Source organism: Streptomyces sp. NPDC039480 (assembly GCF_055597165.1).
Window position 1 is genome coordinate 63,691 of the sequence record NZ_JBVITX010000004.1, and the last position, 14,349, is coordinate 78,039.

9 protein-coding genes are annotated in these 14,349 nt (G+C 69.5%); 7 read left to right on the plus strand and 2 right to left on the minus strand.

Annotation, left to right across the window (positions count from 1 at the left end; translation table 11 throughout):
• The first annotated feature begins 212 nt into the window (after positions 1-212).
• The 5 genes from ACZ56E_RS14340 (at position 213) to ACZ56E_RS14360 (ending at position 8,581) form a co-directional block, all read left to right on the plus strand.
• Complete coding sequence (locus ACZ56E_RS14340) at positions 213-1,715, plus strand: diaminobutyrate--2-oxoglutarate transaminase family protein (RefSeq protein ID WP_471214176.1); 1,503 nt, start codon at positions 213-215, stop codon at positions 1,713-1,715.
• 99 nt (positions 1,716-1,814) lie between these two features.
• Entirely contained in the window at positions 1,815-3,821 is a 2,007-nt protein-coding gene (locus tag ACZ56E_RS14345) for an IucA/IucC family protein (RefSeq protein WP_471214178.1), read from the plus strand.
• Between the two features lie 36 nt (positions 3,822-3,857).
• Positions 3,858-4,574 carry a GNAT family N-acetyltransferase gene (locus tag ACZ56E_RS14350; protein WP_471214179.1) on the plus strand — a complete coding sequence of 239 codons (717 nt, stop codon included), beginning with the start codon at positions 3,858-3,860 and terminating at the stop codon, positions 4,572-4,574.
• Positions 4,575-4,632: 58 nt separating this feature from the next.
• The gene (locus ACZ56E_RS14355) at positions 4,633-6,570 is read left to right on the plus strand and encodes an IucA/IucC family protein (protein WP_471214181.1); all 1,938 of its coding nucleotides are present in this window, start codon (positions 4,633-4,635) and stop codon (positions 6,568-6,570) included.
• A 40-nt stretch (positions 6,571-6,610) separates the two neighbouring features.
• On the plus strand, positions 6,611-8,581 hold the full coding sequence (locus ACZ56E_RS14360) for an ATP-dependent DNA helicase (RefSeq protein ID WP_471214183.1): 1,971 nt from the start codon (positions 6,611-6,613) through the stop codon (positions 8,579-8,581).
• Between the two features lie 158 nt (positions 8,582-8,739).
• On the opposite strand, the gene lexA is transcribed toward ACZ56E_RS14360, so the two are convergent.
• On the minus strand, positions 8,740-9,525 hold the full coding sequence (lexA, locus tag ACZ56E_RS14365; protein ID WP_030778599.1) for a transcriptional repressor LexA: 786 nt from the start codon (positions 9,523-9,525) through the stop codon (positions 8,740-8,742).
• Positions 9,526-10,021: 496 nt separating this feature from the next.
• Between lexA and nrdR the strand changes: the two genes are divergently transcribed.
• Together nrdR and ACZ56E_RS14375 are read left to right on the plus strand one after the other, a co-directional pair.
• Complete coding sequence (nrdR, locus tag ACZ56E_RS14370) at positions 10,022-10,567, plus strand: transcriptional regulator NrdR (RefSeq protein ID WP_471214185.1); 546 nt, start codon at positions 10,022-10,024, stop codon at positions 10,565-10,567.
• A 137-nt stretch (positions 10,568-10,704) separates the two neighbouring features.
• Entirely contained in the window at positions 10,705-13,599 is a 2,895-nt protein-coding gene (locus tag ACZ56E_RS14375; protein WP_468602889.1) for a vitamin B12-dependent ribonucleotide reductase, read from the plus strand.
• 167 nt (positions 13,600-13,766) lie between these two features.
• Here the strand turns inward: ACZ56E_RS14375 and ACZ56E_RS14380 are convergent, their stop codons facing one another.
• A complete protein-coding gene (locus tag ACZ56E_RS14380; protein WP_471214187.1) occupies positions 13,767-14,342 on the minus strand; it encodes a TerD family protein in 576 nt (191 codons plus the stop codon).
• Positions 14,343-14,349: the final 7 nt, after the last annotated feature.

Consider the following 14,349-nt stretch of genomic DNA (forward strand, 5'->3'; position numbering starts at 1 on the left):
TCGCCTGTGCAGCCGCCCACATGAGCTCCCTGAGCCGCATCGGACGGACGCGCTCGTCCGCAGCGGGAGGACCAACAGTCGTGGCCGTGACCGAGCCTGCGCCCGCGGCAGTGTCCGCAGGGAACTCCGTAACGCAATCCGTGGCGCCGCCCGCGGTGCAGCCCGCGCCACAGCCCGTGGCTCAGTCCGCGCCGCAGCCCGTGGGGCAGTCCATGGCGCAAGCCGCGGCGCAAGAGGGGATCCTGCGTCGCCAGTCGGCCCGCGAGTCCGCGGCGCGCACTTACGCGCGCGCCCTGCCGATCGTGCCGGTGCGGGCACGTGGCCTGACGATCGAGGGCGCCGACGGGCGCCGCTACCTCGACTGTCTCTCGGGCGCCGGGACCCTGGCCCTCGGCCACAACCACCCCGTGGTGCTCGAGGCGATCCGCAAGGTCCTCGACTCCGGGGCGCCGCTGCACGTCCTCGACCTGGCCACACCGGTCAAGGACGCTTTCACCACCGAGCTGTTCCACACGCTGCCGCGAGGCCTCGCCGAGCACGCGCGGATCCAGTTCTGCGGCCCTGCGGGGACGGACGCGGTGGAGGCGGCGCTGAAACTGGTCCGCGCCGCCACCGGCCGCCGCCACCTGCTCGCGTTCACCGGCGCCTACCACGGGATGACGGCCGGGGCGCTCGAAGCATCCGGCGGCGCATCGGACGTACGGGTCGCGCGCCTGCCCTATCCGCAGGAGTACCGCTGTCCGTTCGGCCTGGGCGGCGCGCGCGGCGCCGAGCTCTCCGCCCGGTGGACCGAAAATCTCCTCGACGACCCCAAATCAGGCGTGACGACACCCGCCGGCATGATCCTCGAACCGGTCCAGGGCGAGGGCGGAGTCCTCCCCGCTCCCGACGCCTGGCTCCGCCGGATGCGCGAGATCACCGCCGCGCGGAACATCCCGCTCATCGCAGACGAGGTACAGACGGGCGTCGGCCGCACCGGAGCCTTCTGGGCCGTCGAGCACAGCGGCATCGTCCCGGATGTGATGGTGCTCTCCAAGGCGATCGGCGGCAGCCTTCCCCTCGCCGTCGTGGTCTACCGAGACGACCTCGACGTCTGGCCGCCCGGCGCGCACGCCGGCACCTTCCGCGGCAACCAGCTCGCCATGGCAGCGGGCGCGGCGACCCTCGCGTACGTCCGCGAGAACGGCCTCGCCGAGCGCGCCGCCACCCTCGGCGCCCGCATGCTCGCCCAACTGCGCTCCCTGGCGGCCGACCACCCCTGCATCGGCGAGGTCCGGGGCCGGGGCCTGATGATCGGCGTGGAACTGGTGGACCCGGCTTCGGACCCGGGGCCGGGACCGGGGTCGACGCCGAAGCCCGGGCCGGGGCCAGCCCCGAAGCCGGGGCCGAGGCCTGTGCCGATGTCGGGGGCGACGTCCGGGCCGATGCCTGGTTCTACGTCGGGGGCGACAGCAGGTGCAGGCTCGATTCCGGAGCAGGGTGGCATGACGGACGACCCCTTCGCCGCCTCGCAGCCCCGCCCACCGGCCCCGGACCTGGCCGCGGCCGTGCAGCGCGAGTGCCTGCGTCGTGGCCTCATCGTCGAAATCGGCGGCCGCCACTCCAGTGTCGTACGACTCCTGCCTCCCCTCACCCTCACCGACGAACAGGCGACCGCGGTCCTCGACCGCCTCGCCGACGCGCTGGCCACCGCGGCGCGTGCCCACCACGCATAGCAAAGACGGACCCGGGCCGTGCCGGCTGACATGAGCCGCCGATCGCGTACCCGCCCCGTTGCCACACGGAGCCCCGAACAACCTCACAAGGAAGCCCTCTTGAACGCCACCCCCGCATCCGAAGGCCGCCCCCAACCCCACGCCCCGGGTGCGTGCGGCGCGCACACCTCACTGGTGGCGGAGTCCAACACGGTCCCCCGGCAGAAGGGTGGCGGCCAGGACGCCGAACGCCTGCGCGGCACGTCCACCGACCTGTTGGAGCACCCCGACCCGCACGTCGCCGCACAGACAGCGGCAGTCGAGAACCTCCTGCGCTGCTGGGTCAGGGAGAACAACATCCCCGCTCCGGACCACGGCGTCCTGCACATCCCTCTCCAGGCCAGCGGAACGGCCCTGCTCGTCCCCGTGCACTACTGGTCGGCCACCGGCTGGCACCGCTTCAGCCTCCCCTACCTCGAGGACGGCCCGGCGAGCGCCCCACCCGTGGACGCCGTCACCGTCGCTGCCCTCCTCAGCCGCGAGACGGCCCGCCGCGCCACGGAACCGCCGCCGGCCGGCGCAACGGAATCGACCGACTCAGCCTCGACTGAAGCGGCCGAGCCGGTCGAGTTGGTCGAGCCAGGCGAACCGGGTGAGCCGACCGAGCCGGGCGACGGTGCCGACCTGGTCGGCCGGGTCGCCGACTCGGTCCGGCGCACGACCGCGTTCATCACCTACCGCCGCAACAGTCCCGACGACGAGCCCGACCTTTTCCTCGCCGCCGAACAGTCCCTGCTCCTCGGCCACCCCCTGCACCCGACCCCCAAGAGCCGCGAGGGTCTGTCCGACACCGAATCCCGCCTGTACTCACCCGAGTTGCGCGGCGCCTTCGCGCTGCACTGGCTGGCCGTCGACCGCTCCGTAGTCGCTTCCGACTCGGCCTGGACCGAGCGTGGCCGCGCCGTCCCCGCCGACCGGCTCACCGCCCGCCTCGCAGGCCCGGACCTGCCGCTCCGGGACGATCGCGTCGCCCTGCCCGTGCATCCCTGGCAGATCCGCGAGCTCCGGCACCGCCCCGCGACCGCCGCGCTCCTCGACGCCGGACTCCTCCAGGACCTCGGCCCTCATGGCGCCCCGTGGCACCCCACCTCCTCCGTACGCACCCTGTACCGCTCCGGCGCGGCCGCCATGCTGAAGCTCTCGCTCGGCCTGCGCATCACCAACTCCCGCCGTGAGAACCTCCGCAAGGAACTCCACCGCGGCGTCGAGGTCCACCGGCTGCTGCGCAGCGGCCTCGGCGAAGAGTGGCAGTCGGTCCACCCCTGCTTCGACGTGGTCCGCGACCCGGCATGGCTCGCCGTCACCGGCCCCGACGGCACGCCGGTCCTCGGGCTCGACGTCATGATCCGACACAACCCCTTCCGTCCCAGTGACGACGCCACCTGCATCGCCGGCCTCGTCTCGCCGAGGCCGACGGCGCTGCCCGCCTGCCAGGAACCTCGTGCGATGTGCTCCCGGCTCGCCGAGACCGTCACCCGGCTCGCCGGACGCACGGGCCGGTCCCGGGGCGCCGTGGCCGCCGAGTGGTTCCTGCGCTACCTCGAAGCCGTCGTGCGCCCCGTGCTGTGGCTGGACAGTGAAGCGGGCGTCGCCCTGGAGGCGCACCAGCAGAACACCCTCCTCCTGCTCGACCCCGACGGATGGCCCGTGGGCGGCCGCTACCGGGACAACCAGGGCTACTACTTCCGCGAGTCCCGCCGCTCCGAACTCGAACGGCGCCTTCCCGGCATCGGCCAGGACAGCGACACCTTTGTCTCCGACGAGGTGACGGACGAGCGGTTCGCCTACTACCTCGGCATCAACAACGTGTTCGGCCTCATCGGCGCCCTCGGCGCCGAACGACTCGCGGACGAACGGCTCCTGCTCGCCGCCTTCCGCCGCTTCCTCGGCGATGTCGTGACAGGGCCTGACAGGCTGCGGACCTCTCTGCCCGCGACCCTGCTCGACTCACCTGCCCTGCGGTGCAAGGCCAACCTGCTGACCCGTCTGCACGGCCTCGACGAGCTTGTCGGCCCCGTCGACACCCAGTCCGTCTACGTCACCATCCCCAACCCCCTTCATTCCTGAGGGACATGCCCCACCTCTGCTGACAGGAGCGACGACGTGCCTCCCACCGATGCGAGCACCGATTCCGGGACCGAATCCGCCGCTGCCGGCGCCGACTGCACGGACACCCTCGATCTGCGCCTGCCCGAGGAGCTCGTCGCCCTGCTGGCCGAGGGCGACGGGCATGCCGGCGCGGTGGAGGACGATCTCCTGGATGGCGTCGGGGGCTGGGGGCCTGTCACCACCGCCGCCGGTGTCTTCCAACTCGTACCCGCACGTCTCGAACGTGACCTCCCGCTGATCAGCCGATGGATGAACGACCCCGCCGTGGCGGCCTTCTGGGAACTGGCAGGGCCCGAAACCGTCACAGAGGCCCACCTGCGCCGACAGCTCGACGGAGACGGGCGCAGCGTCCCCTGCCTGGGCGTGCTCGACGGCATGCCGATGAGCTACTGGGAGATCTACCGAGCGGACCTCGACCCCCTGGCCCGTCACTACCCCTCGCGTCCGCATGACACAGGGATCCACCTCCTCATCGGAAGAGTCGCCAACCGCGGCCGTGGCCTCGGCACTTCGCTGCTCAGAGCCGTCGCTGATCTGGTCCTCGACCGTCGCCCCGCATGCGCACGCGTCGTAGCTGAACCCGACCTGCGCAACACCCCCTCCGTCTCCGCATTCCTGAGCGCCGGCTTCCGCTACTTCGCGGAAGTGGAACTGCCCGACAAACGCGCGGCTCTCGTGGTCCGTGATCGGGCCCTGCGCGCCGTGCTCTGACCCGATCACTTTTAGTACACCGCTCGCCCCGATCCGGTTCCCTCCCCGAGGAGTCCCCGTGCCGAATCCGTCCCCCAGCCCGATTCCCAGCCCCTCCGCCGAGTTGTACGACCCGCCCGAGCTGACCCAGGACAGATGGCGCGAGGCCGGGCGCCGCCTGCTGGCCAAGATGATCGGGGAGTTCGCGTACGAGGAGATCATCCGGCCTGTACCCGTACCCGTACACGCAGACGTTCCCGTACGCGCACCCCTGTCCGCTCCTGCATGCGCTCCCGCGTCGGCAGCGGACGGGAACGCGGGCACCTACCGGATCCACCTCGAACCGGCAGAGCCGGAGGAGGAGCCCGCCACGACAGCCCGGCGGCAGGGCGCCTGCCTCACTTTCCGTGCGCGCCGTGGCTCGTACGGCAGTTGGCATGTGGACCCGGCCGGCCTGACCCTCACCGAGGGCGACGGGCCGGCCCTCTCCTTCGGCGACCCCCTGCGGTTCCTGGTGATGGCCCGCAGGACCCTGGGCCTGGACGGTGCCACACTCGGGCACCTCATCCGCGAGCTCACCGTCACGCTGAGCGCCGACACCCGCATAGATCACACGGCGCTCAGCGCCGCCCGCCTCGCCGACCTCGGCTACGCGGAACTCGAAGGGCACCAGACCGGCCATCCCTGGCTCGTCCTCAACAAGGGACGCATCGGGTTCTCCGCCTGCGACACCGACCGATGGGCACCCGAGGCCCGCCGCTCCACGACGCTCCCGTGGATCGCCGTCCACACCAGTCTCGCCGTGTACAAGGGGGTCGCGGGACTGGAGACCGCGCAAAGCCTCTATGCACGCGAGCTCTCCGCCGCCACCCGCACGTCCTTCGCGGACTTACTCCGCGCGCGCGGCCTCGACCCGCAGGAGTACCTCTACCTCCCCGTACACCCCTGGCAGTGGGACGAGATCGTGCTACCGCTCTTCGCTCCGTCCATCGCCACGGATGCCATCGTTCCGCTCTGCAGTGACGGCGACCTGCGCCTTCCTCAGCAGTCCATCCGTACCTTCCTCAACGCGTCCCGCCCCGACCGGCACACCGTGAAGCTCCCGCTGTCGGTCCTGAACACGCTCGTGTGGCGGGGCCTCCCCACAGGCCGCACGGTCGCCGCGCCCGCCGTAACGGCCTGGATGCACGCCCTGCGTGACGCGGACCCCTTTCTGCGCGACGAATGCGGAGTGATCCTTCTGGGTGAAGTCGCGTCGGTGGCCGTCGAACACCCTCTGTACGACGATTTGCCGGAAGTTCCCTACCAGTACCGGGAGTTGCTCGGCGCCATCTGGCGCGAGCCGGTCAGCCGGTACCTCGCACCCGGTGAACGCGCCCGTACGCTCGCCTCGCTCACGCACACCGACCCCGCCGGCCGGGCGTTCGTCGCGGAGCTCGTGGAGCGCTCGGGGCTGACGCCCCGGGTGTGGCTGCAGCGGCTCTTCACCGCTCTGCTGCCTCCACTGCTGCACTTCCTGTACCGCTACGGCACAGTGTTCTCCCCTCACGGGGAGAACACCATCGTCGTCTTCGACGACAAGGACGTCCCCGTCCGGCTGGCGGTGAAGGACTTCGTGGACGACGTCAATGTGAGCGCTGTGCCGCTTCCCGAGCAGGCCTCGATGCCGGACGACGTCCGCGACGTACTGCTCACCGAGCCCCCCGGCTTCCTCACCCAGTTCATCCACTCGGGTCTCTTCGTAGGCGTCTTCCGGTATCTCGCGCCCCTCTGTGAGGAGCAACTCGGTGTGCCGGAGGGCGACTTCTGGTCCTTCGTGCGTGCGGAGATCATCCGGCACCAGGCACGCGCTCCGGAGCTGAAGGAGCGGTACGAGATGTTCGACCTGCTCACACCCCGTATCGAGCGGCTCTGCCTGAACCGGAACCGGCTCCACCTCGATGGATACCGCGACCGGCCGCAGCGCCCGCACGCCGCCGTGCACGGAACCGTGCCCAACCCTCTCCACCAGCCTTGATCGCCGGATTGTCAGTGGGGCACCGTAGGGTGGTCGCGCTATGACGAAGCCCTCCCTCCCCGAGCTCCTGCACGCCGCCGTCACCGCTGTCGGCGGCACGGAACGCCCTGGCCAGGTATCCATGGCCGAGACCGTCGCCGAGGCGATCGACGACGGATCGCACCTGCTGGTCCAGGCCGGCACCGGCACGGGTAAATCCCTCGGCTATCTGGTGCCGGCCCTGGCCCACGGTGAGCGCGTGGTGATCGCGACGGCCACCCTCGCCCTGCAGCGCCAGCTCGTGGAGCGAGACCTGCCGCGCACGGTGGACGCACTCCATCCGCTGCTCCGCCGCCGCCCCCAGTTCGCGATGCTCAAGGGCCGCTCGAACTATCTGTGTCTGCACCGTCTCCATGAGGGCATGCCACAGGATGAGGAGGAGGGGCTTTTCGATCAGTTCGAGGCGGCCGCTCCCACCAGCAAGCTGGGCCAGGACCTCCTGCGGATGCGGGACTGGGCGGACGAGACCGAGACCGGCGACCGCGACGATCTGACGCCCGGCGTGTCCGACCGTGCGTGGTCCCAGGTCTCCGTCTCCTCCAGGGAGTGCCTGGGCGCTTCGAAGTGCGCCTATGGGGCGGAGTGCTTTGCAGAGGCGGCCCGCGAGCGTGCCAAGCTCTCCGACGTCGTCGTCACGAACCACGCGCTACTCGCCATCGACGCCATCGAAGGCGCACCCGTGCTGCCCCAGCACGAGGTGCTGATCGTGGACGAGGCCCATGAGCTGGTCTCCCGCGTCACCGGCGTGGCCACGGGTGAGCTCAGTCCGGGGCAGGTCAACCGCGCCGTGCGGCGTGCGGCGAAGCTCGTGAACGAAAAGGTCGCTGACCAGCTCCAGACGGCGTCGGAGGGCTTCGAGCGTCTGATGGAGCTGGCTCTGCCGGGTCGCCTGGAAGAGATTCCGGAGGACCTCGGATACGCGCTGATGGCCCTGCGGGATGCCGCCCGCGGGGTCATCACGGCGCTCGGTTCGACCCGCGACAAGTCGGTCCAGGACGAGGACGCGGTCCGCAAGCAGGCGCTCGCCTCCGTGGAGTCGATCCACGACGTGGCGGAGCGCATTACGAACGGCTCCGAGTACGACGTCGTCTGGTACGAGCGCCATGAGCGCTTCGGCGCCTCGCTCCGTGTGGCGCCCATGTCCGTGTCGGGCCTCCTGCGGGAGAAGCTCTTCGCCGACCGCTCGGTGGTCCTCACCTCCGCCACGCTCAAGCTGGGCGGCGATTTCAACGGCGTAGGGGCCTCGCTCGGCCTGGCACCGGAGGGCACCGAAGCCGAGGACGCCCCCGTCTGGAAGGGCCTCGACGTCGGCTCGCCCTTCGACTACGGCAAGCAGGGCATCCTGTACGTCGCCAAGCACCTGGCCCGGCCGGGACGCGAAGGCACCCGGAGCGACATGCTCGATGAGCTGGCCGAGCTGATCGAGGCGGCCGGTGGCCGCACGCTCGGCCTGTTCTCCTCCATGCGGGCCGCCCAGGGCGCGGCGGAGGAGCTGCGGGAGCGACTGGACATGCCGATTCTCCTGCAGGGCGAGGAGACCCTCGGCGAGTTGATCAAGGGCTTCGCGGCGGACTCGAAGACGTGTCTCTTCGGGACCCTCTCGCTCTGGCAGGGCGTCGACGTGCCGGGTCCCAGCTGCCAGCTGGTGATCATGGACAAGATTCCGTTTCCCCGTCCCGACGATCCGCTGATGAGCGCTCGCCAGAAGGCGGTCGACGAGGCCGGTGGCAATGGCTTCATGGCGGTCGCGGCGACCCATGCGGCGCTACTGATGGCGCAGGGCGCGGGACGTCTCGTACGGGCGTCGGGGGACCGCGGGGTCGTCGCCGTGCTGGACCCCCGGCTCGCCACCGCGCGCTACGGGAGCTACCTGCGGGCCTCGCTGCCCGACTTCTGGTACACCACGGACCGTAATCAGGCACGTCGCTCACTGGCCGCGATCGACGCTGCGGCGAAGGCGGACGGGGCGTAGGGCTCAGGGCCATGGTTATCGGGGCGCTGTGGCCACCGGGATGTGGTCACAGGGCGGCTGCGCCCACCGGGGCTTGCCCCTGTGGGCGGTCGGCCCCAGACGCAGCAGGGCCCCGGAACCGGCGCAGTTGGTTCCGGGGCCCGGTCAGGGGCGGGGTCTCACACCCGCCGCAGCACCGCCACGACCTTGCCGAGGATCGTCGCCTCGTCGCCGGGGATCGGCTGGTACGCGGAGTTGTGCGGCAGCAGCCAGACGTGGCCGTCCTCGCGCTTGAATCGCTTGACCGTGGCTTCGCCGTCCAGCATGGCGGCCACGATGTCGCCGTTCTCCGCGACGGGCTGGCGGCGCACCGTGACCCAGTCGCCGTCACAGATCGCGGCTTCGATCATCGAGTCACCGACGACCTTCAGTACGAAGAGCTCGCCGTCCCCCACGAGCTGGCGGGGGAGGGGGAAGACGTCCTCCACCGACTCCTCGGCGAGGATGGGCCCACCGGCCGCGATACGGCCGACGAGCGGGACGTACGACGCGGCGGGCTTGCCGGTGGTGTCGGTGGGCTGGCTGCTGGGCTGGTCCGAGCCCCGCACCTCGTACGCGCGAGGGCGGTGTGGATCGCGGCGCAGGAAGCCCTTGCGCTCCAGAGCCATCAGCTGATGGGCGACGGAGGAGGTGCTGGAGAGGCCGACGGCCTGCCCGATCTCCCGCATCGACGGCGGATACCCGCGCCGCTGCACGGAGTCCCTGATGACCTCGATCACGCGGCGTTGCCTGTCGGTGAGTCCCGAGCTGTCGGCTCGGATGCCTGGAGGTCGGCCCGGCAGGGAGCGAGTGGGCTTGGGCCCCTCCTGGTTCGTGGCTGCGTCATTCATGGCATGCACCGGCTCGAGTCGGCTCTGGGAGCGGTCCTGGGCAGTGATGGTGGCGCTGTCTGCGGTGGTGGTCACGTCGGTCGGCCCCTCTCGAGATGTTCTCTCCCTAGCTAGCCAACGGTAGTTGCTTTCGAAAGGTTGCGCCAAACACACGTTCGAGTGAAAAAACGCAGATTACCCGCCGTGATCATGTGTTTGGGTGTATGGCTGGCGCTCGGGCCGAACGGCATTTCGGTTCATTACGGTACGCTTCACCGCCGGGACCATGAGCCCCTCGGCGGGGCTCCCATAGTGCCACTCGGCACCCCGTCAACCCGGCACCGGCCCCCCGTCCCGAGCGGCGTGAGTGATGGCCCTGTGTGGTTGATGTCTTCCGAGGCGGTACGACACGCGCGGTGCCGCAAAAGCAGCCAAACCCCAGATCTAGTGGTTGGATTGCCGCAGCAGCCCAGAAGTTGTGGTCCCTGGTCTCTCAGGGGCTCCGGGATCGCCTATGCTTGGGGCTGCTTCGAGGGCCCCGAGGGCCCGTTGAGGCTTATGAGTCGTGCCGTGAAGGAGGGTTGGAAGTTCCATGCACTGCCCCTTCTGCAGGCACCCCGACAGCCGCGTCGTCGACAGCCGCACCACCGACGACGGCACGTCGATCCGCAGGCGCCGTCAGTGCCCCGACTGCTCCCGTCGTTTCACGACCGTGGAGACATGCTCACTGATGGTGGTCAAGCGCAGCGGCGTGACGGAGCCATTCAGTCGCACCAAGGTCATCAACGGCGTCCGCAAGGCGTGCCAGGGGCGGCCGGTGACCGAGGACGCCCTCGCCCTGCTCGGCCAGCGGGTCGAAGAGGCGGTGCGGGCCACCGGAAGCGCCGAGCTGACCACCCACGACGTGGGCCTCGCCATACTCGGCCCGTTGCAGGAGCTCGACCTTGTCGCCTACCTGCGCTTCGCGTCCGTGTACCGGGCCTTCGACTCGCTCGAGGACTTCGAGGCTGCCATCGGGGAGCTGAGGGAACAGCGGCTCCAAGCGGAGCCGGGCGACGCGGGCGGAGAGCGCGTCGTGAATGACTGCGGGCCCGGAGGGACTGTCGAAGTCCCGGTGCCCGCCACCGCCGCCGACTGACCGGCTGACCGACCGGCCGGCGGCGAACCAGACCTGTTGAGGGCGTCCTCTGCGATGTCCGCAACATCAGACACACATCCGTGCCACGGGAAGAACGTGGCACTTCAGGGCGTTTTAGCCTGATACAGGGAGGCGGCATGACCGAGACGACGAGCGGCCCGGCACGAGGTTCCCGCGCGAAGGGTTCCAAGGCCAAGGGTCTGCGTATCGAGCGCATCCACACGACGCCCGGCGTGCATCCGTACGACGAGGTGGCCTGGGAGCGCCGTGACGTCGTCATGACCAATTGGCGCGACGGCTCGATCAACTTCGAGCAGCGTGGCGTCGAGTTCCCCGACTTCTGGTCGGTGAACGCGGTCAACATCGTCACCAGCAAGTACTTCCGCGGGGCCGTCGGTACCCCGCAGCGCGAGACCGGCCTCAAGCAGCTGATCGACCGCATCGTGAAGACCTACCGCAAGGCCGGTGAGGACTACAGCTACTTCGCCTCGCCCGCCGACGCCGAGATCTTCGAGCACGAGCTGGCCTACGCCCTCCTGCACCAGATCTTCAGCTTCAACTCGCCGGTCTGGTTCAACGTCGGCACGCCCCAGCCGCAGCAGGTGTCCGCCTGCTTCATCCTGGCCGTCGACGACTCCATGGAGTCGATCCTCGACTGGTACAAGGAAGAGGGCATGATCTTCAAGGGCGGCTCCGGCGCCGGCCTGAACCTCTCCCGCATCCGTTCCTCCAAGGAACTGCTGTCCTCCGGAGGCAACGCCTCGGGTCCCGTCTCCTTCATGCGCGGTGCCGACGCCTCCGCCGGAACCATCAAGTCCGGTGGCGCCACGCGCCGCGCGGCCAAGATGGTCATCCTCGACGTCGACCACCCCGACATCGAGGGCTTCATCGAGACCAAGGTGAAGGAAGAGGAGAAGATCCGCGCTCTGCGCGACGCGGGCTTCGACATGGACCTGGGCGGCGACGACATCACGTCCGTCCAGTACCAGAACGCCAACAACTCGGTCCGCGTGAACGACACGTTCATGAAGGCGGTCGAGGAGGGCGGCAAGTTCGGCCTGACGTCCCGCATGACGGGTGACGTCATCGAGGAGGTCGACGCCAAGTCGCTCTTCCGCAAGATGGCCGAGGCCGCCTGGGCGTGTGCCGACCCCGGCATCCAGTACGACGACACGATCAACGCCTGGCACACCTGCCCGGAGTCCGGCCGGATCAACGGCTCGAACCCGTGCAGCGAGTACATGCACCTGGACAACACGTCCTGCAACCTCGCCTCGCTGAACCTGATGAAGTTCCTGAAGGACGACGGCAAGGGCAACCAGTCCTTCGACGTCGAGCGCTTCTCGAAGGTCGTCGAGCTGGTCATCACCGCGATGGACATCTCGATCTGCTTCGCGGACTTCCCGACCCAGAAGATCGGCGAGAACACCCGCGCCTACCGTCAGCTGGGCATCGGCTACGCCAACCTCGGCGCCCTCCTGATGGCCACCGGTCACGCGTACGACTCCGACGGCGGCCGCGCCCTCGCCGGCGCCATCACGTCGCTGATGACGGGCACCTCGTACAAGCGTTCCGCCGAGCTCGCCGCGGTCGTCGGTCCCTACGACGGCTACGCCCGCAACGCGACGCCCCACAAGCGCGTCATGAAGCAGCACGCCGACGCCAACGGCGCGGCCGTCCGCATGGACGACCTGGACTCGCCGATCTGGGCCGCCGCCACGGAGGCCTGGCAGGACGTGATCCGCCTCGGTGAGAAGAACGGTTTCCGTAACTCCCAGGCGTCCGTCATCGCCCCGACCGGCACCATCGGTCTCGCGATGTCCTGCGACACCACGGGCCTGGAGCCCGACCTCGCCCTGGTGAAGTTCAAGAAGCTCGTCGGCGGCGGCTCGATGCAGATCGTCAACGGCACCGTGCCGCAGGCCCTGCGTCGCCTGGGCTACCAGGAGGAGCAGATCGAGGCGATCGTCGCCCACATCGCCGAGAACGGCAATGTGATCGACGCCCCGGGTCTGAAGACCGAGCACTACGAGGTCTTCGACTGCGCCATGGGTGAGCGCTCCATCTCCGCGATGGGCCACGTCCGCATGATGGCCGCGATCCAGCCGTGGATCTCGGGCGCCCTCTCCAAGACGGTCAACCTCCCGGAGACCGCCACCGTCGAGGACGTCGAAGAGGTCTACTTCGAGGCGTGGAAGATGGGCGTCAAGGCGCTCGCCATCTACCGCGACAACTGCAAGGTCGGTCAGCCGCTCTCCGCCAAGAAGAAGGAGGAGGAGAAGGCCGAGATCACCGAGAAGACCGAGGACACGATCCGTGCCGCGGTCGAGAAGGTGGTCGAGTACCGCCCGGTCCGCAAGCGTCTTCCGAAGGGCCGTCCCGGCATCACCACCTCCTTCACCGTGGGTGGCGCCGAGGGCTACATGACCGCCAACTCCTACCCGGACGACGGTCTCGGCGAGGTCTTCCTGAAGATGTCCAAGCAGGGCTCGACCCTCGCGGGCATGATGGACGCCTTCTCCATCGCCGTCTCGGTCGGCCTGCAGTACGGCGTGCCCCTGGAGACGTACGTTTCCAAGTTCACGAACATGCGCTTCGAGCCGGCCGGTATGACGGACGACCCGGACGTGCGGATGGCGCAGTCGATCGTCGACTACATCTTCCGCCGCCTGGCGCTCGACTTCCTGCCCTTCGAGACGCGTTCCGCGCTCGGCATCCACTCCGCGGAGGAGCGTCAGCGCCACCTGGAGACGGGGTCGTACGAGCCGACCGAGGACGAGGTCGACGTCGAGGGTCTGGCTCAGTCCGCTCCGGTGCAGACCGAGACCCTGAAGGCCGTCGCCACGCCGAAGGCGGAGGCCGAGGGCGTCAAGGCCGCGCCGCAGCAGGCGCACACCAGCGCGGAGCTCGTCGAGATGCAGTTGGGCATCCAGGCCGACGCGCCGCTGTGCTTCTCCTGCGGTACGAAGATGCAGCGCGCCGGTTCCTGCTACATCTGCGAGGGCTGCGGCTCGACGAGCGGCTGCAGCTGAGACCAGCGGGTCGTGCTTCCGGGCCGGGCCTGTGATGACGGGCCCGTACCGGGAGTGACCTGACCGCCAAGGGCGGTGGAGCCGATTTTCTCGGTGCCACCGCCCTTTGGCGTGGTCCCTGTAGCGGTCGGCAGTCGCTCGCGGATCGGTCAGTGCTTGCCGATCGGTCAGTGCTCGCCGCCCATGAGCGAGGCGAACGTCGTCGGATCGGCATCGAAGCCTCGGATGACCTCGCGGAACGACCATGCTCCGGACTCGTCCCGGGTGAACTCGGCGAGGGTCGCGGCCGTGCAGCCGGAGACACTGGAGAGATCGCTTTGCGCCAGGTCCGTGTAGCCCTCGCGGATCCGGATTGCGGTGTTCCCGATGTCGCCGAAGACCTTCTGTTCCGCCTCCTGCTGTATGGCCACGCCCACGACGACCCGGGCGAACGAGGAGGCGAGACGGTCCAGCTCCAGGGTCATGACCTCGTCGAAACCGAAGCCCTGACCCGTCCTGCTGTCCCGGTTCAGGGTGATGGTGCCGTCGGGGGAGCGGCTGTCGAAGTGCACGAGGTAGACGGGGCTGCCGTACGGAGCGTCCGCGGCGTACGTCGCGGCGATGATGTCGAGGTCGTTGGACGGTGTCCCCGCCGGGCTCGGATCCCACTTGAGTCCGACTTCGACCTTCTTGATTCCCTTGCTGACACTGCTCACTGGACTTCCCCCTCCACGTGACCTGGCCGTTACGGATTCACCAGGCATGTCCGAC